The 22,807-nt window shown below is 69.8% G+C and carries 22 protein-coding genes, 1 tRNA gene and 2 pseudogenes; 15 read left to right on the top strand and 10 right to left on the bottom strand.

Features of this window, described 5'->3' with window-relative positions; translation table 11 throughout:
- Positions 1 to 10: 10 nt before the first annotated feature.
- On the top strand, positions 11 to 403 hold the full coding sequence (locus LRS04_RS18080; RefSeq protein ID WP_257817527.1) for a GFA family protein: 393 nt from the start codon (positions 11 to 13) through the stop codon (positions 401 to 403).
- Here the strand turns inward: LRS04_RS18080 and LRS04_RS18075 are convergent.
- Both LRS04_RS18075 and LRS04_RS18070 read right to left on the bottom strand, forming a co-directional pair.
- Complete coding sequence (locus LRS04_RS18075) at positions 400 to 756, bottom strand: DUF6285 domain-containing protein (RefSeq protein WP_257817526.1); 357 nt, start codon at positions 754 to 756, stop codon at positions 400 to 402. The genes LRS04_RS18080 and LRS04_RS18075 overlap by 4 nt on opposite strands.
- Entirely contained in the window at positions 753 to 1,748 is a 996-nt protein-coding gene (locus LRS04_RS18070) for a phosphotransferase family protein (protein ID WP_257817525.1), read from the bottom strand. Before LRS04_RS18070 ends, LRS04_RS18075 begins: the two co-directional genes overlap by 4 nt.
- 117 nt (positions 1,749 to 1,865) lie before the next feature.
- Between LRS04_RS18070 and LRS04_RS18065 the strand changes: the two genes are divergently transcribed.
- Positions 1,866 to 3,215 carry an acyl-CoA dehydrogenase family protein gene (locus tag LRS04_RS18065; RefSeq protein ID WP_257817524.1) on the top strand — a complete coding sequence of 450 codons (1,350 nt, stop codon included), beginning with the start codon at positions 1,866 to 1,868 and terminating at the stop codon, positions 3,213 to 3,215.
- On the opposite strand, the gene LRS04_RS18060 is transcribed toward LRS04_RS18065, so the two are convergent.
- Positions 3,212 to 4,624, bottom strand: coding sequence for a Mur ligase domain-containing protein (locus LRS04_RS18060; protein ID WP_257817523.1), 1,413 nt, complete (start codon positions 4,622 to 4,624; stop codon positions 3,212 to 3,214). The genes LRS04_RS18065 and LRS04_RS18060 overlap by 4 nt on opposite strands.
- A 349-nt stretch (positions 4,625 to 4,973) precedes the next feature.
- On the opposite strand from LRS04_RS18060, the gene LRS04_RS18055 reads away from it, so the two are divergent.
- The 7 genes from LRS04_RS18055 (at position 4,974) to LRS04_RS18025 (ending at position 9,793) form a co-directional block, all read left to right on the top strand.
- Positions 4,974 to 5,049: transfer RNA gene (locus LRS04_RS18055), tRNA-Asn, on the top strand.
- Between the two features lie 166 nt (positions 5,050 to 5,215).
- Positions 5,216 to 6,055 (top strand): hypothetical protein, encoded by an 840-nt coding sequence (locus LRS04_RS18050; protein WP_257817522.1) that lies wholly within the window; start codon positions 5,216 to 5,218, stop codon positions 6,053 to 6,055.
- Between the two features lie 245 nt (positions 6,056 to 6,300).
- Entirely contained in the window at positions 6,301 to 7,395 is a 1,095-nt protein-coding gene (locus tag LRS04_RS18045; RefSeq protein ID WP_257817521.1) for a PPC domain-containing protein, read from the top strand.
- 122 nt (positions 7,396 to 7,517) lie between these two features.
- Positions 7,518 to 8,180 (top strand): M10 family metallopeptidase C-terminal domain-containing protein, encoded by a 663-nt coding sequence (locus LRS04_RS27075; protein WP_308238174.1) that lies wholly within the window; start codon positions 7,518 to 7,520, stop codon positions 8,178 to 8,180.
- Complete coding sequence (locus tag LRS04_RS18035) at positions 8,177 to 8,374, top strand: hypothetical protein (protein WP_257819270.1); 198 nt, start codon at positions 8,177 to 8,179, stop codon at positions 8,372 to 8,374. Before LRS04_RS27075 ends, LRS04_RS18035 begins: the two co-directional genes overlap by 4 nt.
- A gap of 44 nt (positions 8,375 to 8,418) precedes the next feature.
- A complete protein-coding gene (locus tag LRS04_RS18030; protein WP_257817520.1) occupies positions 8,419 to 9,276 on the top strand; it encodes a hypothetical protein in 858 nt (285 codons plus the stop codon).
- A 148-nt stretch (positions 9,277 to 9,424) separates the two neighbouring features.
- Positions 9,425 to 9,793, top strand: coding sequence for a group III truncated hemoglobin (locus tag LRS04_RS18025; protein ID WP_257817519.1), 369 nt, complete (start codon positions 9,425 to 9,427; stop codon positions 9,791 to 9,793).
- Here the strand turns inward: LRS04_RS18025 and LRS04_RS18020 are convergent.
- The 3 genes and pseudogenes from LRS04_RS18020 to LRS04_RS18010 form a co-directional block, all read right to left on the bottom strand.
- On the bottom strand, positions 9,790 to 10,647 hold the full coding sequence (locus LRS04_RS18020; protein ID WP_257817518.1) for an MFS transporter: 858 nt from the start codon (positions 10,645 to 10,647) through the stop codon (positions 9,790 to 9,792). The two genes, LRS04_RS18025 and LRS04_RS18020, sit on opposite strands and share 4 nt — an antisense overlap.
- A 70-nt stretch (positions 10,648 to 10,717) precedes the next feature.
- A pseudogene (locus tag LRS04_RS18015) lies at positions 10,718 to 10,960 on the bottom strand (MFS transporter); the annotation flags it as partial.
- A gap of 215 nt (positions 10,961 to 11,175) precedes the next feature.
- On the bottom strand, positions 11,176 to 11,616 hold the full coding sequence (locus LRS04_RS18010) for a VOC family protein (RefSeq protein ID WP_257817517.1): 441 nt from the start codon (positions 11,614 to 11,616) through the stop codon (positions 11,176 to 11,178).
- 243 nt (positions 11,617 to 11,859) lie between these two features.
- On the opposite strand from LRS04_RS18010, the gene LRS04_RS18005 reads away from it, so the two are divergent.
- From LRS04_RS18005 to LRS04_RS17990, 4 genes and pseudogenes are all read left to right on the top strand, one after another.
- The gene (locus LRS04_RS18005) at positions 11,860 to 12,933 is read left to right on the top strand and encodes an efflux RND transporter periplasmic adaptor subunit (RefSeq protein ID WP_257817516.1); all 1,074 of its coding nucleotides are present in this window, start codon (positions 11,860 to 11,862) and stop codon (positions 12,931 to 12,933) included.
- 26 nt (positions 12,934 to 12,959) lie between these two features.
- A pseudogene (locus tag LRS04_RS28250) lies at positions 12,960 to 13,343 on the top strand (efflux RND transporter permease subunit); the annotation flags it as partial.
- A 25-nt stretch (positions 13,344 to 13,368) separates the two neighbouring features.
- Positions 13,369 to 14,442 carry an efflux RND transporter permease subunit gene (locus LRS04_RS17995; protein ID WP_374577250.1) on the top strand — a complete coding sequence of 358 codons (1,074 nt, stop codon included), beginning with the start codon at positions 13,369 to 13,371 and terminating at the stop codon, positions 14,440 to 14,442.
- A gap of 22 nt (positions 14,443 to 14,464) precedes the next feature.
- Positions 14,465 to 16,198 (top strand): efflux RND transporter permease subunit, encoded by a 1,734-nt coding sequence (locus LRS04_RS17990; RefSeq protein ID WP_257817514.1) that lies wholly within the window; start codon positions 14,465 to 14,467, stop codon positions 16,196 to 16,198.
- 3 nt (positions 16,199 to 16,201) lie between these two features.
- Here LRS04_RS17990 and LRS04_RS17985 read toward each other — a convergent pair whose 3' ends face one another.
- Positions 16,202 to 17,962 (bottom strand): ABC transporter ATP-binding protein/permease, encoded by a 1,761-nt coding sequence (locus LRS04_RS17985; RefSeq protein WP_257819175.1) that lies wholly within the window; start codon positions 17,960 to 17,962, stop codon positions 16,202 to 16,204.
- 107 nt (positions 17,963 to 18,069) lie between these two features.
- The gene (locus LRS04_RS17980; RefSeq protein ID WP_257817513.1) at positions 18,070 to 18,813 is read right to left on the bottom strand and encodes an Ig-like domain-containing protein; all 744 of its coding nucleotides are present in this window, start codon (positions 18,811 to 18,813) and stop codon (positions 18,070 to 18,072) included.
- A 114-nt stretch (positions 18,814 to 18,927) separates the two neighbouring features.
- Here LRS04_RS17980 and LRS04_RS17975 point away from each other — a divergent pair, with 114 nt between their 5' ends.
- Positions 18,928 to 19,527 (top strand): TIGR00730 family Rossman fold protein, encoded by a 600-nt coding sequence (locus LRS04_RS17975; RefSeq protein ID WP_257817512.1) that lies wholly within the window; start codon positions 18,928 to 18,930, stop codon positions 19,525 to 19,527.
- Here LRS04_RS17975 and LRS04_RS17970 read toward each other — a convergent pair.
- Positions 19,524 to 20,447 (bottom strand): LysR substrate-binding domain-containing protein, encoded by a 924-nt coding sequence (locus LRS04_RS17970; RefSeq protein WP_257817511.1) that lies wholly within the window; start codon positions 20,445 to 20,447, stop codon positions 19,524 to 19,526. The genes LRS04_RS17975 and LRS04_RS17970 overlap by 4 nt on opposite strands.
- Positions 20,448 to 20,544: 97 nt before the next feature.
- Between LRS04_RS17970 and LRS04_RS17965 the strand changes: the two genes are divergently transcribed.
- Positions 20,545 to 20,712, top strand: coding sequence for a hypothetical protein (locus LRS04_RS17965; protein ID WP_257817510.1), 168 nt, complete (start codon positions 20,545 to 20,547; stop codon positions 20,710 to 20,712).
- On the opposite strand, the gene LRS04_RS17960 is transcribed toward LRS04_RS17965, so the two are convergent.
- Complete coding sequence (locus LRS04_RS17960; protein ID WP_257817509.1) at positions 20,709 to 22,754, bottom strand: NAD(+) synthase; 2,046 nt, start codon at positions 22,752 to 22,754, stop codon at positions 20,709 to 20,711. The two genes, LRS04_RS17965 and LRS04_RS17960, sit on opposite strands and share 4 nt — an antisense overlap.
- Positions 22,755 to 22,807: the final 53 nt, after the last annotated feature.

Genomic DNA, 22,807 nt, shown 5'->3' with positions numbered 1-22,807 from the left:
TTCAGGCCTCATGACCGAGACTGTCAGAACCGGCGGCTGCGCCTGCGGCGCCGCCCGCTTCACCACCCGCGGCGAGCCGGACCGCGTCGGCCTCTGCCACTGCCTGACCTGCCGCAAGGCCCACGCCGCCGCCTGCTTCCCCTTCGCAGTGTTCCGCGCCGACCAGGTCGAGACGGCGGGCGACCTGGCGTCGTGGGAAAGCTCCCCCGGCTACCATCGCAACTTCTGCCCGGCCTGCGGCTCGCGCGTGACCAACGAGACCGGCGGCGAGATCGAGATCAGCATCGCGAGCTTCGACGAGGTCGGCGTCTTCGCGCCACAGTACGAGAGCTGGACCGTTCGCCGTGAGCCGTGGCTCCCGCCCCTGCCGCTGCCGCAGTACGACCGCAACCGCGGCGACTAGCCGACCTCGGGCCGGTACTTCGGCTGGTCGATGGCGAGCTGGTCGAAGGCCAGCGTGCGGAGCGCCTCCAGGAGGCCCGGCGTCGTCTCCGTGAAGTCCCCGGACCGGATGCGCTCGCAGAGCTCCGCGTTCAGGGCCGAGAACTCACCCGGATGGCCCAGAACTTCGGCGAACGCCTCGGAGGCGCGCGCTTCCGCAGCCGGGCCCTTCGTCAGCTCCCGCTCCACCACCGACAGGACATTCACCGCCACCCGGGCCAGGAAGGCGTTCCTCGGATCGAGGCCCGGCCGCACCTGGTCGATCCAGAGCGCGACAGCCTGCACGAGCTCTTCGGTTTTCGGATGGGTGATCACAGGCCCTGCTCCAGGAGGACGACGAGGTCGGCCTCGGTCTCCGACACGCGCCGGCCGATCATCGGCCGCTCCACCGACTTTTCGACGCCGGTCTGCCAGCTCATGTACATGGTCAGGCACATGACGCCCCAGCGCAGCGAGCCCAGCATCTGCCAGAACCGCAGGCGGGCGAGATCGATCGGCCGGCCGCCGGCCGCCTCGTAGCCCGCCAGCAGGTCGGCGTAGTCGCCGAAGCCGCCCACCGGCTTCTCCGGCCGCCCGAACCGCCAGGAGTTGGTGCAGATCCAGCCCATGTCCTCGGCCGGGTCGCCGATGTGGGCGAGTTCCCAGTCCAGCACGGCGGCGACGCCCCGCTCCGGGTCGAACATGATGTTCCCGTTGCGGAAGTCGCCGTGCAGCAGGACGGGCGCCGCCGGCTCCGGCGTGCGCTTGCGCAGGTACTGGAACGCCAGCTCCAGGACCGGCCGCTGGGCGCCTGTCGTCCGGTAGACCTCCTCGTAGCGGTCGAGCTCCAGGACCGCGTCAACCGTCTTGAGGTTCAGCCCGTCCGGCGGCGGCGTCGCGTGGATCCTGGCGAGCACCTCGCCACACTGGAAGGCAAGCTTCGGCCGCACGCCATCGAACCGGGAATCCTCGACGATCTTCTTGCCGAGCGTCTCGCCGGCGGCCCGGACCATCACATAGGCCTCGCCGAGGCCATCCGAGTCGTCGCAGACGTGGCGGACGTGCGGGACGAGCGCGGTGTTCTTCGCCGCCGCGCGGATCAGGGCCGCCTCGGTGGCGAGCGAGATCGATCTCGCGGTCTCGGGATCAAAGGGGGCCGTGCGCCGCCGCAGGATCAGCCCCTCGCGGGCCGCGCCCGAAACGATGTCGAAGGTCCAGGTCTCCATGCTGGCGCCGCCGGACAGCCGTTGCGCGCCTTCGACCCGCGCGCCCTCGCCCGCCAGCCGCTGGGCCAGCTTCGGAAGCGCTTCGGCAACGGGCGTTTCCATGACCCGGGGGAACCTCCTCGATACTCTAGGCTCACGATCTGGCGGGGCTCCGGCGGGCTTGTAAATCCTCCCCCGGCGTCAACTCCGCCCAAGAGACGAGAGCCCGGAGGAAACGCCATGGACTTCGCCCTTCCGCAGGAGCTGCAGGACTACCTGGACGAGCTCGACCGCTTCATCGAGGCGGAGATCATGCCCCTGCAGCGGCAGGACGATAACGAGCGCTTCTTCGACCACCGCCGCGAGCACGCCCGCACCGACTGGGACAACCAGGGCCTGCCCCGGCCAGAGTGGGAAGCCCTGCTCGCCAAGGCCCGCAAGATCGCCGACGACGCCGGCCACTACCGCTTCGCCTGGCCGAAGGAGATGGGCGGAAAGGGCGGCAGCCAGCTCGCCATGGCGGTGATCCGCGAGCATCTGGCGGCCAAGGGCCTGGGCCTGTTCAACGACCTGCAGACCGAACACTCGATCGTCGGCAACAACCCCTTCGTGCTGATGTTCAAGGAGTTCGCCACCAACGCCCAGTACGAGCGCGACGGGGACAAGCTGCTGAACGGCGGCATGCGCACGGGCTTCGGCCTGACCGAGCCGAACCACGGTTCCGACGCGACCTTCATGGAGACCCGCGCCGTCCGCGAGGATCGCGACGGCCAGCCCGGCTGGCTGATCAACGGCGAAAAGATGTGGACGACGGGCATGCACGTGGCGACCCACGTGATGGTCTTCGCCCGCACCTCGGGGAAGGACGGCGACGCCACCGGCATCACCTGCTTCATCGTCCCGGCCGATACGCCCGGTGTGAAGGTCGAAGAGTACATGTGGACGTTCAACATGCCGACGGACCACCCGCGCGTCAGCTTCACGAACGTCTGGATTCCCGAGGACAGCTACTGGGGGCAGATCGACCGCGGGCTGGGCCTCGGCCAGAGCTTCGTGCACCAGAACCGCATCCGCCAGGCCGCCTCCAGCCTGGGCGCGGCGCAGTTCTGCATCGACGAGAGCGTGAAGTACGCGAGGAAGCGCAAGCCGTTCGGCAAGGCGCTGGCCGAAAACCAGGCCATCCAGTGGCCGCTGGTCGAGCTGCAGACCCAGTGCGAGATGCTCAGGCTGCTGATCCGCAAGACCGCCTGGCAGATGGACCAGATGGACCACAAGGAGATCGAGAAGACGATCTCGGACAAGGTGTCCATGTGCAACTACTGGGGCAACCGGCTGGTCTGCGACGCCGCCGACCGGGCGATGCAGATCCACGGCGGCATGGGCTATTCCCGGCACACGCCGTTCGAGCACATCTACCGCCATCACCGGCGCTACCGGATCACCGAGGGCTCGGAGGAGATCCAGATGCGCAAGGTGGCCGCCTACCTGTTCGGCTACCTCGGACCCAAGCGGGAGCAGTTCAAGGAGCTGAACGCGGCGGAGAAGGCGGCGAAGGAAGCCTACGTCCAGCCGATCCCGGGGCCCCGCTAGGCGGCGGCCGCGCTGGCATAGAGCCGGTCGAACACCGCGGGCAGGCTGTCCGGCAGGCCGAGCAGCGGGCCGGACGACAGCAGCAGGACGACCTCGTCCCCCTTGAGGGACGACAGCGCCGCGGTGGCGTCCTCGGCCGTGCGCACGCCCTCCGTCGGGATGCCGGCTGCGGCCGTCCGGGCGAGGATCTCCTCGAAGCTCGACTGGTTGTGGCTGGCGGCCCCGTGGCTCGGCGGCGGCGCGATCAGCGCCCGGGCGACGCCCTCGAACACGGTGTCGTACCAGCTGAGCGCATCGCGCGAGCGCCAGGAGAACGTGTGCGGCTCGAAGACCACGGTCAGCGGCCGGGTCGGATAGTGCAGCAGGAGCGCCTCGATGGCCGAGCGGGCCTTCTCGTAGGAGGAGCCGAAGCCCTCGATCACCGGCACCTTGGAGGCGGCGGTCAGGCGGTCCAGCCGGCGGCGGATGCCGGCGAAGCTGGCCACCGCCCGGACGAGCTGGGCCTCCGGGACCAGCCCGCGCTCCAGCAAGTAGGCGGCGACGCCGACGATGTTCTCGATGTTGTGCTCGCCGAGCAGCGAGGTCGAAAGGGAGATCCGGCGTCCGTCCGGGGCGACCAGGGTGAAGCGGGTGACCTCGCCGTAGGCGACGCCCTCGCTGTACCAACCCTCGCACGGCGCGGTGTCGTACCAGACGATGCGGGACCTGGCCTCGCCGGCGATGGCGCGGACCGCCGGATGCTCGCGGGCGACCAAGAGGCCCTCGGCGGGCAGCAGGCGCAGCAGCTCGCGGAACGGCGCCTCGTAGTCCGCGAAGGTCGGGAAGACGTTGACGTGGTCGTGGATCAGCGAGGTCAGCAGCAGGTCGCGGGGGTGGTAGAGCACGAACTTCGAGCGCCGGTCGTTCGGCCCGACGATGTACTCGTCGCCTTCCAGGATCACCTCCGGCGCGGCGCCCCAGTGGCCGGTGGCCGGCAGCGAGGGCGAGATCGCCCCGATCATCCAGCCGGCGTCGCGGCCGGCGTCCTTCAGCACATGGGCCATGAGCGCCGTGCAGGTGGACTTGCCGAAGGAGCCGGCGACCACGGTGTTGAGGCGCCCGGCGCTCGCCTCCCCCACCAGTTCCGGGAAGGTGGTGACGGTCACGCCGCGGCGACGGGCCTCCGCCACCTCCACATTGTCGTCGCCGCCGAGCTTGGCGCTGGCCCCCAGCACCAGGACGTCGAGGTCCTCCGGCAGGTTGGCGGCGTCGAACTGGCGGTGGAACGGGAAGCCCAGACCCTCGACGTAGGTGGACATGGGCGGGAAGACGTCGGCGTCAGAGCCCGACACCTCGTGCCCGGCGTCGCGCATCATCAGGGCCGCCGCGCTCATGCCCGCCCCGGCGATGCCGGTGAAGTGGATGCGCATGACGGCCTCCCGGGTACGCTTTTCTGATTCCGTCCTCGAGTAGCCGATCCGCGGGCGCGCTCCAATCGGGAGCGACAAACGGCGGCGCCGGGCGAATCGTGAATCCCCGCCCGAGGAAATCGGTTGGCGGAATTAATCAATGTTCGCAGGCGTTTACCGTTGTTAACGGGGACTTAACCACAGACCGCGATTCTGTGAGCGTCTTCCTTGAAGACACCCCACCATCACCGACTTTTTTGAAGCCCGGCGCTCGCGCCGGGCTCTTTTTCGCCCCGAGGCGGGTTCGGCCGACCGGCGGCTTGCAAGCCGCGGGATCGCATCGTATATGCCGCGCCTCTCGACGGCCTGATCCCCGGTAGCTCAGTTGGTAGAGCAGTCGGCTGTTAACCGACTTGTCGCAGGTTCGAGTCCTGCCCGGGGAGCCATCGAGAGCCCTTCCCCCTCAAGCTGACGCGGCCTCCGGGATTTTCCCTGCGGCGGGCCTCCCGCTCCCGGCATCGTCTCAGGTCCTTCTCGGGGTAATCCCTGATGGCTGGCACGGCTCGCTTGCGGGCAAGCTCGAACCTCAACGAGCCGCCGCGAGCTGACCCCATGGAAAATATCCGGGCGCGAGACGCCAGAACCGTCGTCCTTCCCGCAGCGGCGACGCTGCTGCTGGTCGCGGCCGGTCCCGCCGCCGCCCAGTCGTTCGGGGACAGATACTGGATCGAGGCGCAGGTCTTCCGGCCCAACATCGACACCACCGTGGACCTGACGCGCACTGGCGGCACGCGGGGCACCGAGATCGACTTCGAGAACGACCTGGGGCTGAAGGACACCGACAATCTCCCGGCCCTGCGCGGCGGCGTCCGGTTCGGCCGGTTCTTCGTCGCCGGCGAGGTCTATTCCCTGAAACGGGACGCGTCGAAGACCCTCACGCGCGACGTCGTGTTCGACGGGGTGACCTATCCGACGAACGTGAACCTCAGCAGCGAGTTCGACTCGCAGATCTACCGGGCCTCGCTCGGCTACATGTTCTTCCAGCGCGACACCTGGGAGATGGGCGCGACGGCCGGCCTGTTCGCCACGGACTTCGCAATCTCGACCAGCGGCCAGGGTCAGATCGGCAGCAATCCGGTGCGGCAGACCGAGACCCGCGCGCGCGACTTCATCGCGCCCCTCCCCACCGTCGGCGTGATCGGCAGCGCGCAGCTCGCGCCGCGCTGGGTGGTGAGCGGCCGCGCGGACTACATGTCCCTGAGCCTCGGCGACTACGGCGGCGGGATCGCCAACATCGAGGGCGACGTCGCCTACAAGGTGACCGACAACATCGCGCTCGGCGCCGGCTACCGTTTCGTGGACTACGACCTGGAGGTCGACAAGTCGGACTGGGAGGCCGATGTCGAATACGGCTTCAACGGCCCGTTCCTGTTCGTCCGGGCCGGATTTTAGGCGCGCTGCCGACCGCCCGGCGCCTTTCGGGGGCACAACAACCCGTGCGGCCACGTCACGGTTCCCGACGGGCCTAATCGTGGCGCCGCGGCGGCGCAAACCCCTGAAAAACGTACCGAAACCGCCCAAGTCTCGCCCCAACTCCCCGCAATCTGAGAACGTTGTTCTCGTCGGGGAGGGCCGTTCGCGGCGAGGGGGTTCTCGTCCGTGACCGTGCGTAACAAACGCCCAGGACGAGAGGAAACATGCGCGACGAGTTCACTGCCGAAGGATTTTCTTCCCAGACCGCCCTCACCGCCTCCGCCGACTTCGGCGCGGGCCTCAACTGCGGATGCCCGGCCTGCCTGCGGACCGCTTTCTACCGCGACGCGGCGGGCGAGCCGCTGGGCTCGGCGGCCGCCAAGCCCGGCCTCGCCGCCCTCACCGCCACGGCCCTGATCAGCGACGACATCGCGGACGACCGGTCCACGGGCGCCACGCTCACGGTCAACGGCCCGCGCGTGGTCTCGACCCTGAACAGCCTGGGCGACCAGGACTTCTTCAAGGTCACGCTGAACGCCGGCCAGACCTATGACATCAGCCTGATCGCCAAGACGCTGGGGCCGAGCGGCGTCCCGCTCGCCGACGCCTATGTCGAGCTCTACGACGCCAGCGGCAAGCTGGTGGGTCTCTCGGACGGCGGCGCGAACACCACGCTGAACCAGCTCAACTCCGGCTTCGACGCCGTGCTGACCTTCACCGCCCCGGCCGACGGGACCTATTATGTGAACGCCCGCGCCTTCGACCAGGACGCCGCCAACGGGACGAGCGGCGACTTCGTCGGCGACTACGAGGTGTTCGTGGCCCAGGCCGATCCTCGGACCGCCTACAAGCCGCTCTACACCATCGACAGCCCGCTGCACTCGATCGACTGGGGCAGTCAGGTGGACCGCACCTCGCGCAATCCCGATGGCGACAACGGCCCGCGCGACAACGGCTCGATCTTCACCGGCGAGCTTTCGAACCCCGCCTTCGGGGTCACCGGCAAGAACGTCATCACCTACTACTTCGCCCGGCAGGGCGACGTGTTCGTGGATCAGAACCCCGCGACCCCGGGCTCCACCGACACCATGATCCAGGCGAAGGACATGGCCGACTGGGAGAAGGCCGCCTTCCGCGCCGCTTTCGCCGAGTACGAGAAGGTCGCCGACATCGTCTACATCGAGGTCCAGAACCGGGCCGAGGCGGACTTCAAGCTCATCACCTACCAGGGCACCCCCCGGCGTCGGCGCGAGCCTGCTCGGCCGCATGAGCCCGCCGAACGAGGAGAACGAGGGCCAGACCGAGTTCAACGCCGGTGACGTCCGCTGGACCGAGGCCGGCCTGCGGCAGGGCGGCTTCTACTTCCCCCACCCTCCTCCATGAGTTCGGACACGGCCACGGCCTGGCCCACCCGCACGACACAGGCGGCCGCTCGAGCGTCATGCGCGGGTCCGACGACGGCAGCGTGATCGGCGGGGCGACCGCCGACTACGACCTGTCGCAGCAGGTCTTCACGATCATGTCCTACAACGACGGCTGGACGCTCTCGCCCTATGGCCAGCCGAAGTCCGGCGGCCTGACCGGCACGGACGTGGAGCACTTCGGCTGGATGGGCACGCTGGCCCCGCTCGACATCGCGGTCCTCCAGGACAAGTACGGGGTCAACGAGGACCATGCGACCGGCGACGACACCTATGTCCTGAAGGACGAGAACGCGCCCGGCACCTTCTACGCGGCGATCTGGGACGCCGGCGGCATCGACCAGATCACCTACGGCGGCGCCCGCGACACCATGATCGACCTCCGCGCGGCGACCCTGGAATACGAGGAAGGCGGCGGCGGGCGCGTCTCCTACGCCTACGGCATCCACGGCGGCTATGTGATCGCCAATGGCGTGACCATCGAGAACGCCAGCTCCGGCTCGGGCGCCGACACCCTGAACGGCAACGGGGGCACGAACGTGCTCAGCGCCAATGCCGGGGCCGACGTGCTCAACGGGTTCGACGGCGACGACCTGCTGACCGGGGAGCGGGGAACGACACGCTCAGCGGCGGCGCGGGCGCGGACCAATTCTGGTTCGATCACCTCTCCGGCGCCGACGTGATCGTCGACTTCACGCCCGGCCAGGACCGCATCGGCTTCGGCGGCGATGGCCCCAACGCCTTCGAAGAGCTGACGCTCGCCGACGAGGATCGCGACGGCGCCTCCGGAACGCTCATCGGCTGGGGCGAGAATACGCTCTGGCTGAAAGGCGTGGTGTCCGGCTCGCTGGGCGCCGGGGATTTCCTGTTCGCCTGATCCGCCCGTGATAGGCTCCCCGGCGAGCCCTGCCGGGGAGCGTCATGGCCGAACCGATCCGCATCCTGCTGCAGACCACCATCCCGCCGGTCGAGGACGACTGGCACATCGGGCGCTTCTCGCGGCTGACCGAGTTCCTGCGCGGGCTCGACGGCGTCTCGGTCACGGCGCGCGACCGCGAAGCGCCGGGCGGCGAGACCGATCCGGTGCTGGGCTCCATCGACACCTCGGACTTCGACCAGGTCTGGCTGTTCGCGGTCGATATCGGCGATGGCCTGAATTCCGAGGAGTGCGCCGCCTTCGGACGTTTCCACCGGCGCGGCGGCGGCCTGATGGTGACGCGCGACCACATGGACCTGGGCAGTTCGGTCTGCACGCTCGGCGGCGTGGGCGACGCCCACTTCTTCCACAGCCGCAACCTCGATCCCGACGCCAGCCGCCACACCCGCGACGACCCCTTCACCACCTACATCGACTGGCCGAACTACCACTCCGGCGCCAACGGCGACTTCCAGGAGATCGCCCTCGACGACGAGCCCCACCCGCTGTTCCGGCGCCCCGACGGCGGCCCGATCCGCCGCCTCCCCGCCCATCCGCACGAGGGCGCGGTGGGCGTTCCGAACGGACGGCCCGCCCGGGTGATCGCCCGCGGGCGCAGCAAGGTCTCAGGCCGCGACTTCAACATCGCGGTCGCCTTCGAAGGCGGCCCCGACGGCGGGCCGGCGGTGGCGCAGAGCACCTTCCACCACTTCGCCGACTACAACCTTGATCCCCGCCTGGGCTGCCCGAGCTTCGTGGACGAGCCGCCGGGCGACGGCATACTGCGCGATCCTGAGGCCCTGGCGGACACGTTGGCCTACTACCGCAACCTCGCCCACTGGCTGGCCGGTCGTCCGCTCTGAGGCGCGCGCTCCGTAGCCGCACGGAGTTCGCGCCCCGGTGGGCAGCGCCTATATCCACCCAATGTCCGGCGACCGATCGACTCCCGAACTCCGCGCCCAGACCCGAGCCCGCCTGGCGCCCGGCGCGTCCCTCGGGGTGACTGAGGAGATGATCCACGCCCTGGTCCACGGCTTCTACGCCAGGGTCAGGGCCGACGCCGTTCTGGAGCCGATCTTCGGCGGCCTGATCGCCGACTGGGATCCGCATCTCGACCGGATGGTCGACTTCTGGTCGTCGGTTATGCTGATGACCGGCCGCTTCAAGGGACAACCCATGGCGGTGCATGTGCGCATCCCCGGGCTTGAGGGCGCGCACTTCGAGCGCTGGCTTGGCCTCTTCCGCGAGACCGCGGCCGAGGTCTGCCCGGCCGAAGCCGCCACGGCCTTCGTCGCCAGGGCGGAGACGATCGCCCAGAGCTTCCAACTCGGCATCGCCCACAGCCGTGGAGAGCTTCCGCCCCTGAAGGCGCCGGCCTAGGCGGCGGCCTCGGCCACGCGGGGCCGGTCCCCTTCCCGGTCGATCATCAGGGCGAGCGCTGCGGCGACGAGGGCGAAGGCCCCGGCGATAACGAACGCTTCCAGATAGCGCCCGGTCAGCTCGCGCAGCAGGCCTGCGCCAAAGGCCGCCGTCGCCGCGCCGGCCTGGTGTCCGACCAGCACCCAGCCGAAGACGATCGGAGCCTCGCGGTCGCCGAAGCTCTCATTGGCCAGCCGGAGCGTCGGCGGCACGGTGGCGATCCAGTCCAGGCCGTAGAACACCGCGAAGATCGTCAGGCTCATCGCCCCGAAGTCGGTGAACGGCAGGATGATCAGCGAAAGGCCGCGCAGCCCGTAGTAGGCGAACAGCAGCTTCCGGGGATCGTAGCGGTCGGTGAGCCAGCCGGACGCGGTCGTGCCCACCAGGTCGAAGACGCCCATCAGCGCCAGCAGGCCGGCGGCCTGGACGATCGGCAGGCCCATGTCGCCGCAGAAGCTGATCATGTGCGCGCCGACCAGGCCGTTGGTGGTCAGCCCGCAGACGAAGAAGGTGCCGAACAGCAGCCAGAAGGTCGGCGTCCGTGAGGCCCGCGCCAGGGCGCCGAACGCCAGACGGACGCTGTCGGCGGCGCGGCCCTGGGCCGGCGGCGGCTCGTCGGCGGTCGCCCCATAGGCCGTCAGGCCGATGTCGGACGGGCGCTCCGGCATCAGCAGGAAGACGAAGGGGATCAGGGCGGCGGTGACGATCGAGACCAGCACCGCCACGGCCCGCCAGCTGTCCAGCTCGATCAGGCGCGCCATCAGCGGCAGGAAGATCAGCGCGCCGGTGGCGGTGGCCGCGCTGAGCACGCCCATGATGAGCCCCCCGCCGCGCGGTGAACCAGCGGTTCACCACCGCCGCCCCCAGGACCATGGCCACCGCCCCCGAACCGAAGCCGGAGAGCACGCCCCAGGTGGCCACATAGTGCCAGGGCTCGGTCATCAGCAGGCTGAGCGCCGTCGACGCGCTCATCAGGGCGAGGCCGGCGACCAGCGTGCGCCGGATGCCCAGGGTCTGCATCAGGGCGGCCGCAAAGGGGCCCACGAGGCCGTAGAGGAAGATCCCCACGGCGGCGGCCAGCGAGACGTCGCTTCGCGTCCAGCCGAGCGCATCCTGCAACGGCGTCATCATCACGCCCGGCGCGGCGCGCAGGCCGGCGGCGGCGATCAGGGCGGCGAAGGTGACCCCCACCACCACGAAGGCGTAGTTCTGGCCGAACGGCCGCCGTGCGCTCATGGAAGCTTTCCCCTTGCTTCAGGCGTCACAGATGGAGGGCTTGGCGCCCGGCCCGAAGCCCGTCGCCCTGGCAGAAATACTGGGGTCCGCCCCAGCTTAGCCCTGGATCACCAGGCGCCGACGTTGGGCATCGAGGCCCACGGCTCCGCCGGCGGCTGCGAGCCGCCCTTCTGCAGCAGTTCGATGGAGATGTTGTCCGGCGAGCGGACGAAGGCCATGCGCCCGTCGCGCGGCGGGCGGTTGATGGTCACGCCGCCGTCCTTCAGCCGCTGACAGGTCGCGTAGATGTCGTCGACCTCATAGGCCAGATGCCCGAAGTTCCGGCCGCCCTGGTAGGCCTCCGGATCCCAGTTGTAGGTCAGCTCGACCATGGGAGCCTTGGCGGCCCTCGCGAGGTCCTCGTCCTCCGGCGCGCACAGGAAGACCAGCGTGTAGCGCCCGGCCTCGTAATCCTTCCGAGAGAATTCCTTAAGACCCAGCTTGTTGACGTAGAAGTCCAGGGACGCATCGAGGTCCGTGACCCGGACCATGGTGTGGAGATATCTCACCGGGAGGGCCTTTCCCTTACTCTGTAAATCGTGCGACATAGGGTCACGCGGCAGGGTTTAGCAGACCGTGTTGCACTCGTAACGCGCGGTCCAGGAATTGCCGTCGCTGGCTCCGCCTGTCCGCGAATTCATTTGCGCTCGCGTAACGGTGGCATCACAAGCGCCGGGCCCCCATTTTGGTGCGGGACCACGGGCCGAGGGCGAGGCCCGGCCGCGCGAGCTGGGGGGCTCGGGGAACAGCTTATGCGTTTGAAACCGCAGTATGTCTTCGTCATCGCGGTCGCCGGGGCTGTGGGCCTGTACTTCGGCGCCATGACGCTGTTCGGACCCGAGGCCAGCCGCGCCGACGCCAAGACCCCGCCCCCAGCCAAGGCCAGTGATCTGCCGAGCGTTCAGGCGAAACTCGTGCCTGCGGCGGTGCGCGAATACGAGGTCGTCCTGCGGGGACGCACCGAATCGGCGCGCGCTGTGGTTGTCCGCTCCGAGACCGCCGGCGTCGTCGCCCAGACCCCGGCTGCGGAAGGAAGCTATGTCCGCAAGGGCCAGGTTCTCTGCCGCCTCGCCGTCGACGCCCGCCAGGCCAGCCTCGACCAGGCCCGCGCCAACCTCCGGTCGCGCCAGCTCCAGCGGCAGGCCGCCGCCCAGCTAGCCGAAAAGGGCTACCGCTCGCAGACCCAGGTCCTGGAGAGCCAGGCGGCGCTCGATTCGGCCCAGGCGCAGGTGCGCGCCGCCGAGATCGCGCTCAACCAGGTGAACATCGTCGCCCCGTTCTCCGGCGTCTTCGACCGGCGCGAAGCCGAGATCGGGACCTACCTGGCGCCCGGACAGGCCTGCGGCACCCTGATCGAACTCGACCCTCTGCTGGTGGTGGGCGACGTTCCGGAGACCGAGGCCGCCCGCATTCGCGTTGGCGCGTCGGCGAAGGCCCGGCTGGTCAGCGGCCAGCTCCTGAACGGGCGGGTCCGGTACGTGGCCCACGACGCCGACCCGCAGACACGCACCTATCACCTGGAGATCGCGGTCGCGAACCCGAAGATGGCCGTCCGCTCGGGTCTCTCGAGCGAGGTCCGGATCAACGCCGGGGCCGGTCCCGCCCACTTGGTGCCGGTCAACACCCTGGTGCTCGACGCCGCCGGCCGCCAGGGCGTGCGCTACGTCCTGCCGGACGGCCGCGTCGCGTTCGCGCCGGTCGCCATCCTCGAGGAGTCGCCGGAGGGCGTCTGGGTGTCCGGGCTCGCCGGCGAGGCCCGCGTGATCACGGTCGGCCAGTCCTACGTGGCGGATGGCCAGAAGGTTCGTGTCGCCATGGCGCGCTGAGCGTCGGCGGCGACGGGAGGAGCAGGATGATCGAACCGCTGATCGATGGGGCCATCAAGCGCCGCAAGGTCGTGCTTGGCGTGACCTTCATCGCCTGCCTGTTCGGCCTGCTCGCCTACTTCAGCATGCCGAGAGAGGCGCAGCCGGACATCAAGCTGCCCTACATCTTCATCGCCGTGCCGTTCCCCGGCGTGAGCCCCGAGGACGCCGAGCGCCTGCTGGTCAAGCCGCTGGAGGTCCAGCTCCAGACGATCCAGGGCGTGAAGCACATGAACTCCGTGGCCCGCCAGAACATGGCGATCGTCACCCTGGAGTTCGAACCCACCGTCTCCACCGAGAAGGCGCTGGCCGACACGCGCGCCAAGGTCGACCTCGCCCGCGGCCGGTTCCCGCCGGACGCCGAGGAGCCGATCATCCAGGAGCAGAGCATCGCCGATCAGCCGATCATCGGCATCGTGCTTTCCGGGCAGCGCGCCCGAGCGCGAGCTCGCCCGGCTGTCCCGCGATCTGAAGGATCGACTGGAGAGCTCGCCGGGCGTCCAGGAGGTCTTCCAGTCGGGCGCGCGCGAGGAGGTGCTCGAGGTCACCATCGATCCCATGCGGATGGAGGCCTACAACGTCACCGCGCCCGAGATCGCCAGCGTGATCGGGCGCAACAATCAGCTCGTCCCGGCGGGGAACCTGCGCACCGCGGCCGGCAAGTTCGCGGTGAAGGTCCCGGGCGTGGTGCAGACCCCGGCGGACATCCTGAACCTGCCGATCAAGAAGGCAGGCGACCGGCTGGTGACGGTCGGCGACATTGGCGACGTGCGCCGCACCTTCAAGGAGCCGGAGTTCATCACCCGCTTCAACGGCGAGCCGGCGGTGGCCCTCGACGTCTCCAAGCGCAACGGGGCCAACATCCTCGAGACCGTGCGCACGGTGCACAAAGTGGTCGAGGAGGAGTCGGCCCACTGGCCGTCGACGGTGAAGGTCTCTTTCACCTACGACAACTCCGACTTCATCGGCCGCATCCTGATGGTGCTGGAAAGCGGGCTGCTGGTCGCCAGCATCCTGGTGATGCTGATCGTGGTCGCCACCCTTGGCATCCGCCAGGGTCTGATGGTCGGGCTCTCGATCCCGATCTGCTTCCTGCTCGGGCTGATGGCCATGAACTTCATGGGCGTGACGCTCAACCAGATGGTCATGTTCGGCATGGTGCTGGCGGTCGGCATCCTGGTCGACGGCGGCATTGTGGTGGTCGAATACGCCGACCGGAAGATGGCCGAGGGCCTGACCCGGGAGGAGGCCTACGCCGCCGCCGGCAAGCGGATGTTCTGGCCGGTGGTCAACGGCACCTTGACCACGCTCTGCGCCTTCCTGCCGTTCATGTTCTGGAACACCATCACCGGGAAGTTCATGAGCTACTTCCCGCTCACGTTGTTCTTCGTGCTGGGCGCTTCGATCTTCGTCGCCCTGCTGTTCACGCCGGCGTTTGGCTCGCTGTTCGGCGGCGGCCGCAAAGGCTGACGCCGCCCACCTCGAAGACCTGATGAAGTCCGAGCACGGCGATCCGACCCAGATGACCGGCTTCATGGGCCGCTATGCGCGCGCCATCTCCTATCTGGGCGATCACCCCGGCCGGACCCTGCTGGTGTCGCTCGCGGTCGTGGCGGCCATCTTCGTTGCGTTCGGCGCCACCAAGCACCGGACCGAGTTCTTCGTGGAAGAGGACCCCGAACAGGTCACCGTCTATGTGAAGGCCCGCGGCAATCTCTCGCCCGAAGCCCAGGACCTGCTGGTCCGCGAGGTCGAGAACCGGATGACCGACGTGAAGGGCATCCAGTCCTTCTACGTGCGGGCCGGCGCCTTCACCTCCAACGGCGGCCCCAACTCGGCCCCGAACGACACCATCGGCCGCATCGTCGTCGAGTTCGCCGAGCACGAGGACCTGGTGGCGGCAGGCCTGACCGGCCGGCAGGTGATGGAGAACATCCGCGGCAAGGTAAGCGACATCGCCGGCCTGCAGGTGGAGGTCCGCGAGCCGCAGAACGGTCCGCCGACCGGCAAGGCCGTGCAGGTCCAGCTCTCGAGCCACGATCCAGCCCTCCTCGACCAGGCCGCCAACCTGGTGCGCGACAAGCTCGCCGCCGATCCCGACTTCATCGAACTGGAGGACACCCGCACGTCGCCGGGCATCGAGTGGAACCTGCAGGTCGACCGCGAGGCGGCCGGCCGCTACGGCGTCGACGTGCTCTCGGTGGGCCAGGCGATCCAGTTCATGACCGGCGGCGTTCTGGTTGGGCGCTTCCGGCCGGACGACACCCAGGACGAGCTCGACATCCGTGTCCGCTTCACGGAGACGGCCCGCAACACCGCCGCCTTCGAGCAGCTGAAGATCACCACCCCCTTGGGGCCGGTGCCGGCGAGCTATTTCATCAAGCGTCTGCCGGCCCAGCAGGTGACCCAGATCCAGCGGCGCGAGGGCCAGCGGCTGGTGATCATCCAGGCCAACACCGAGGAAGGCGTCGCCGCCAATCAGAAGATCGCCGATCTCAAGCCCTGGCTCGCCGAGGCGCCGATCGACCCGGCGGTCCGCTGGAAGTTCACCGGCGCCGACGAGGAAGGCCAGGCCGCGGCGCGGTTCTTCATGACCGCCATGGCGGTGTCGCTGTTCCTGATGGGCGTGATCCTGCTGTGGCAGTTCAACAGCTTCTACGGCGTGCTGGTGACCCTTTCGGCGGTGGCGCTTTCGACCGCCGGCGTCCTGCTGGGCGTCCTCGTGAACATCGCCAACACCTTCGAATACATCTCGGTGATCATGCTGGGCACGGGCGTCGTCGCCCTGGCCGGCGTCGTGGTGGGCCACAACATCGTGCTGGTGGACACCTTCTACCAGCTCCGACGGCACGGCCATGACGCCCATGACGCGGCGGTCCGCGCGGCGACCCAGCGGTTCCGGCCTGTGGTCCTCACGACCCTCACCACGGTGGTCGGCCTGCTGCCGCTGATGTTCCAGATCCACCCGAACTTCGGCACCGGCCACATCGAGGCCAAGGCGCCGGGCTCGGACATCTGGGTGCAGCTCTCCGGTTCGGTGGTCTGGGGCCTGTCGTTCTCGACCCTGCTGACCCTCGTGCTGACGCCCGTCCTGCTCGCCGCGCCGCAGACGCTGTCGCGCCGGTTCGGCTGGCTGCGCGATCATCTGCCGGGGCAATCCCGGCGCCTTCGCAGCATCGACAGCCGGCAGCGGCCGCCGCTCGACCTGCCGGAAGCCGCCGAGTAGCGCCTAGGCCTGGCGGGTCTGGCGCCGCCACAGCGCGGCGTACTCGCCCTGCTTCGCCAGCAGCTCGGCATGGGTGCCGCGTTCGACGATCTTGCCGCGCCGGAGCACCAGGATCTGGTCGGCGTCGACGATGGTCGACAGGCGGTGGGCGATGACCAGGGTGGTCCGCCCTTCCCTCGCCTTGCGCAGGGTCTCCTGGATCGCCGCCTCGGTAGGCCCGTCCAGCGCGCTCGTCGCCTCGTCGAGGATCAGCAAACGGGGATTGGCCAGCAGCGCCCGGGCGATCCCCACACGCTGGCGCTCGCCGCCTGAGAGCTTCAGGCCCCGCTCGCCGACCAGGGTCGACATCCCGTTCGGCAGCCCGTCGATGAAGGCCCCGAGTTCGGCGGCGTCAGCCGCGGCGCGCACGTCCTCGGCGCTGGCGTCCGGCCTGGCGAAGGCGATGTTGGCGTAGAGCGTGTCGTTGAAAAGGGCGACGTCCTGCGGAACCAGGGACACGGCCCGCCGGAGCGAGGCCTGGCGCACCTCGCGCATGTCCAGGCCATCCAGGGTCACGCGGCCGCCCTGCGGGTCCAGCAGGCGCATGGCGAGCCGGACCGCGGTGGTCTTCCCCGCGCCGGAGGGCCCCACCAGGGCGACGGTCTCACCCGGCCTGGCGTGGAAGCTCACGTCGCGCAGGCCGGTCGAGCGGGCATCGTGGGTGTAGCGGACGTCCTCGAACGCCACCGAGGCCCCCTGCCCGCTGGCCGGCGGAAGGTCGAGGGCCGTCGCGGCATCGACGATGTCCGGCGTGCGCTGCTTCAGCGCCACCATCTGCTCCATGTCGATCAGGCCCTGGCGGATCTCCCGGTACTGGAAGCCCAGCATGCCCAGCGGCGCATAGAGGTTGGAGAGCAGCAGGATCGCCATGGTGATGTCGCCGATCTGCAGCCGGCCGCCGGCCACCTCGTAGCCCGCCATCACCGTCAGGCCGGCCAGGCCCACGTTCAGCACCAGAGCCTGGGCGGCGTTCAGCAGGTTCAGCGAGCCGTTGGCCCGCGAGCTGGCGTCCACATAGGTCGCCATCGCCGTCTCATAGGCGCCCTCGACGCGGCGTTCGGCGCCGAAGGTCTTCACCGTCTCGTAGTTGATCAGGGCGTCGGACGAGAGCCCGGCCACCCGGTTCTCGGCATCGTTCAGCTCGCGCCGGTGGGAGAGCCGCCAGTCGGTGATCTTGAAGGTGATCACCGCATAGATCACCAGCGTCACGAAGGCGGTGAGCGCGAAGCGCCAGTCGAGCCTGAGGGTCATCACCGCCATGGCCAGCACCAGCTCCACGAGCGTCGGGCCGAGGCTGAAGATCAGGCTCCTGATCAGGAAGTCGGTCGCCCGCGCCCCGCGGTCGATGATCCGCGACAGCGTCCCGGTCTGCTTCGACTGGTGGAAGTCGAGGGACAGCGCCAGCGCGTGGCCGAAGGTCTCCACGGCCGCCCGCGCCATGGTCGATTGCGAGACGCGGGTGAAGATGGCGTCGCGGGCGAAAGGCGCGCAGGCGGCGATCAGCCGGAGCCCCGCGAACCCGGCCGCCAGACTGATGAAGGTCCAGCCGACGACGACTCCGAGCCCGTCGGCGCTGGGCGTGAGCGTGTTGATCCCGTCGCCCAGCAGCACCGGTGCGAGCACCGTGCAGACCTTGCCGATCAGCACCAGCACCAGCGCTGCGCCGATGCGCAGGCGAAGCTGCGGCGCGCCTGAGCGGAGCACCAGGCTGCCCAGGTCGGCCATCGACCTCCAGAAGTCGAACTTCGCCCCGGCCGGCGCGATGGCCTCGGGCCCGCTGAACTTGCCCCGGGCGGCATGGGCGCGGATGTACGCCAATCTCGGAGGCCTCTTCAGTCGATGAGCACGGTGGTCTGCACTCCGCCGCCCGGCGTCAGCCAGTCGGCCCGCAGGCCTGCGCCGGAGAACTGGCTACGGAGCGGGCCGCCCACAAGGGGTTCGGCCGGACGGGTATCCACGCTCGCCTCGTCCTCGAAGCCGTCGCCCTGCACTTCCAGGCGGTGTCCGCCGCCGCCGATCGGGGGCAGCGCGATGGTGAACCGCCCGGCGGCGTCGGCCCGCCCCTCTGCGACCTGGCGGCCGTCGAGCCGCACGAGCACGACGGCGCCGGCCGGCGCTGCCCCGGAGATCACCGCGCCGCCGCCACGGTCGTAGTCGAAGGCGCCCAGCCCCGCCGCCTGTCGATCGAGCCGTCGAGATCCGCCTCCCGCGCGCAGCAGGGCGGCCTGGCCACGGGGCGAGACGAGCACATAGCCCTGGGCCTGCACCGTTCGCCCCCCCGACGTCATGGAGAGGCCGTAGATCCGCGGCTCCTGCGCCGGGGGCGGCCGGAAGGTCCAGCGGCCGTCGGACGCGACCTCGGCGAACTGCGCCGCGCCGCCGGGACTCGCCAGCCGGACGCGGGCGCCGGGCGCGCCGGAGCCCGACAGGAGCCCGCCCGCGAAGGCCGCGGCCACCGGCGGCGACAGGTAGCCGGCCGCCTCCGGCCGGTCGCCGGCGGCGCCTTCCGCGGGGTTGTCCGCGCCGCGACCGCAGGCCGCGAGGGTCAGAACGGCCGCAACCGCGGCTATACGCATGGGGACGGACAACACGGCTGGCTTGAATCTCCCTGGCCCTGGCCATAGCTAATCGGGTTTGGCCCCGCGCTGAAGAGAGCGCCCGAGCCCAGCGATTCTTCGGAGTACCATCTCATGGGGCGTGACCGCCTGGATTCTGTCTGCGTCTTCTGCGGTTCCTCGGACGCCGCCGATCCGCAGTTCCTGAGCGCGGCCACCGTGCTCGGCCAGGCGCTGGCGGCCGCGGACCTGAAGCTCGTGTACGGCGGCGGCGGCGTCGGCCTGATGGGCGCGGTGGCGCGCGGCGCCCACGAGGCCGGCGGCCGGGTGCTCGGCATCATCCCCGACTTCCTGGTCGGCAAGGAGCGCGCGCTGGAAAGCGTCGAGCACATCGTCGTCGCCTCCATGCACGAGCGGAAGATCATGATGTTCGAGCGCTCGGACAGCTTCGTCGTCCTGCCCGGCGGCATCGGCACGCTGGAGGAGATCGTCGAGCTGCTCTCCTGGCGCCGCCTCGACCTGCACGCCAAGCCGGTGGTGTTCTTCAACCCGCGCGGCTTCTGGGATCCGCTCTACAGCCTCTTCCAGCACACCGTGGACGAGAAGCTCACCCCGCCGGAGTTCATGGACGCCTGGGTCTCCGTCGACCGCATCGAGGACGTGGTCCCGGCTCTCCTGGGCAAGGGCGTCTCGGTGGACGCCCACGACGAGCAGCGGATCGCCGGCCTCAGCTAGAGCGTGTTCCAGCGGGCGACGGCCGGGTCGTTCGACACGCTCTCCAGCAGCCAGTCCCGGAACGCCGCGATCTTGCGCGTCCGTCGCCGGTCCTTCGGATAGACCAGCCAGTAGGCTTGGCCCATGGGAACGGTGACCTCGAACGGCTGCGCCAGCCGGCCCGATGCGATGTCCGCCGCATAGAGGATCGGCGAGGCGAGCGCGAAGCCCTGTCCGGCGAGGGCGGCGGCCACTTCCAGGATCTGGGCGTCGCCGGCCAGCCGGGGCGTCACGTCGAGCTTGCCCGGCGGCGGCGTCACCCCGGCCGCGCGGAACCACAGGTCCCATTCCCAGCCGGCCCCGATGCGCGGCAGGTCCAGGAGGTCCGCCGGCCCGGCGATCGGCCCCAGGCGCGCCAGCAGCTCCGGCGTCGCCACCGGCGTCTCCACGGCCGAGAACAACCGCACGGTCTCCAGGTCCGGCCAGTCGCCCTTCCCCGCCCGGATGGCGACGTCCACATCCTCGCGCAGCAGGTCGACGATCCGGTTGGAGGTCTCCACCCGCACCGCGATCTGCGGATGCGCCACCTGGAAGGCGCCGATGCGCGGCGCCAGCCACTGCATGGCCAGCGTCTGCAGGGTCGAGATCGCCAGCACCCCGTCGGACTTGTCGAGGATGTCGGCGAGCGCGCCGCGCAGCGCCGTGGTCGCCTCGGTGGCCGCCCGGGCCAGCCGCTCGCCGGCCGGGGTCAGCGCCACCTCGCGGGGCAGCCGGCGGAACAGCGGCTGGTCGAGCCGCGTCTCCAGCGCCTTCACCTGCCAGCTCACCGCCGCCTGGGTCATGCCGAGTTCGTCGGCGGCGCGGGTGAAGCTGCCCAGGCGGGCGGCCGCCTCGAACACGCGGATGGCGCTGAGCGGGAGGGTGGCGAGGACGTCCGACATAAGTTGTCTTTATGGATGCAGCAGGAGAACCGGTTTGTCCACAGCCCCGCTCCAGCGCACCTTCCCGTCACATTCAGCCCCAGACGGGAGAGAGCTCATGGACCTGCAATTCAAGACCCACCGCGACGTGCCTTATGGCTGGGTCCTCGTGGTCGCCGCCGCCTGGCGCTGGCTGAAGGCGCGGCGCGAGGCCGGGAGGCCGGACACCCACCACGCGCTGGCGGCCGGCCTCTTCCGGATGTCGGGCCCCCCACTGAGCGGCTAGGGGACGTTGGCTTCCAGCTCCTCCAGCCAGACCCTGGCGGTGCCGTCCGAGGGCGCCCGCCAGTCCCCGCGCGGCGAGAGGTTGCCGCCGGAGATCACCTTCGGCCCGTTCGGCATGGCCGAGCGCTTGAACTGGCTGATCTCGAAGAACCGGAACAGGAACACGCCCAGCCAGCGCTTGATGGTCGCCAGGTCGTATTCGTTGCGCGCCTCGGCCGGGAAGTTCGGCGGCCACGGCTCGGCGGCCCTGTCCTTCCACGCGTGCCACGACAGGAAGGCCACCTTCGACGGCCGCAGCCCGAAGCGGGTGATGTAGTAGAGGTTGAAGTCCTGCAGCTCGTAGGGGCCGATCTTCGCCTGGGTCGACTGGATCGCGCCTGACGCGTCCGGCGGCACCAGCTCCGGCGAGATCTCGGTCCCCAGGATGTCCAGCAGGGTCTCAGACGCCTCCGGATTGAGCTGGCCGGTCTTGACCACCCAGCGGATCAGGTGCTGGATCGAGGTCTTCGCCACCGAGCCGTTGACGTTGTAGTGGCTCATCTGGTCGCCGACGCCGTAGGTGCACCAGCCCAGCGCCAGCTCCGACAGGTCGCCGGTGCCCAGCACGAACCCCTGCCGCTGGTTGGCCAGCCGGAACAGGTAGTCGGTGCGCAGCCCCGCCTGCACGTTCTCGAACGTCACGTCATAGACCGGCTCGCCGCCCGCGAACGGGTGCCCCATGTCCTTGAGCAGCTGGATCGCCGCCGGCCGGATGTCGATCTCCTCGCCGGTGACGCCCAGCGCGTTCATCAGCTTCCAGGCGTTCGCCTTGGTCCCCTCGCTGGTCGCGAAGCCCGGCATGGTGAAGCCCAGGATCTCCGAGCGCGGCTTGCCCAGCAGGTCGAAGGCGCGGGCCGCGACCAGCAGCGCGTGCGTGCTGTCGAGCCCGCCGGAGACGCCGATTGTGATGTGCTTCGACTTCGTCGCCCGCAGCCGGCGGACCAGCCCCTGCACCTGGATGTTGAAGGCCTCGTAGCAGTCCTGGTCGAGCCTCGCCGGATCGTCCGGCACGAAGGGGAAGCGGTCGATGTGGCGCAGCAGGCCGATGTCGTCGAACGACGGCCTGTGCCGGAAGCGCACCCGGCGGTAGCGGCGCTCGGGATGGCCGGCCGCCGCCGCGGCGTCGTTGAAGGTCGGCGTCCGCATCCGCTCCAGCCTGAGCCGGTCCACGTCCACGTCGGCCACGGCCATCTGCGGCTCGGTCGGGAAGCGGTCGGTGCAGGCGAGCCGGGCCCCCAGCTCATGGATCGAGGCCTGGCCGTCCCAGGCGAGGTCGGTGGTGCTCTCCCCCGGCCCGGCCGCCGAATAGAGATAGGCCGCCTGGCAGCGGGCCGACTGGGCGGAGCACAGCGTCTCGCGGTCGCCCGCCTTGCCGACCACGATGTTCGAGGCCGAGAGGTTGCAGAGGATCAGCGCGCCGGCCAGCGCGGCCTCGGTGGACGGCGGGGTCGGGGCCCAGAAGTCCTCGCAGATCTCCGCGGCGAAGACGAAGTCGGCCAGGTCCTCGGCCTCGAAGAGCAGGTCCACGCCGAACGGGACCTCCTCCCCGGCCAGCCGGACGGTCAGGCCCGTGACGCCCGCGCCGGGGGCGAACCAGCGCTTCTCGTAATATTCCCGGTAGTTCGGCAGGAAGCTCTTCGGCACCACGCCGAGGATCTTACCGCGATGGATCACCACGGCGCAGTTGTAGAGCCGCCCGTTGTGGACCACCGGCGCGCCGACCAGCAGGGCCGGCGTCAGCTTGGCGCTGGCCTTCACCAGGCCCGCGATCTCCGCCTCCACCCGCTTCAGCAGCGCATCCTGCAGCAGCAGGTCGTCGATGGCGTAGGCGGAAAGCCCCAGCTCGGGGAACAGCATCAGGTCGCAGCCGCGCGCGTGCCCCTGCTTGGCCAGGACCAGGGTCTCGGCCGCGTTGAACCCCGGATCGCCGGGCGACACCGCCGGCGTGCAGGCCGCCACCCGGACGAAGCCATGGGTATGGATCGAATAGAACGCCTGGCTCACCCGCGGCTCCCCTGCTCTGTCGCCGAGCAACGCACGCCCGGGGCTCAGGCGCC

It is taken from the genome of Phenylobacterium sp. J367 (genome assembly GCF_024699985.1).
Lineage (GTDB): Bacteria > Pseudomonadota > Alphaproteobacteria > Caulobacterales > Caulobacteraceae > Phenylobacterium.
The sequence above is the reverse complement of the archived record's forward strand: the minus strand, read 5'-3'. Positions and strand labels throughout refer to the sequence as shown.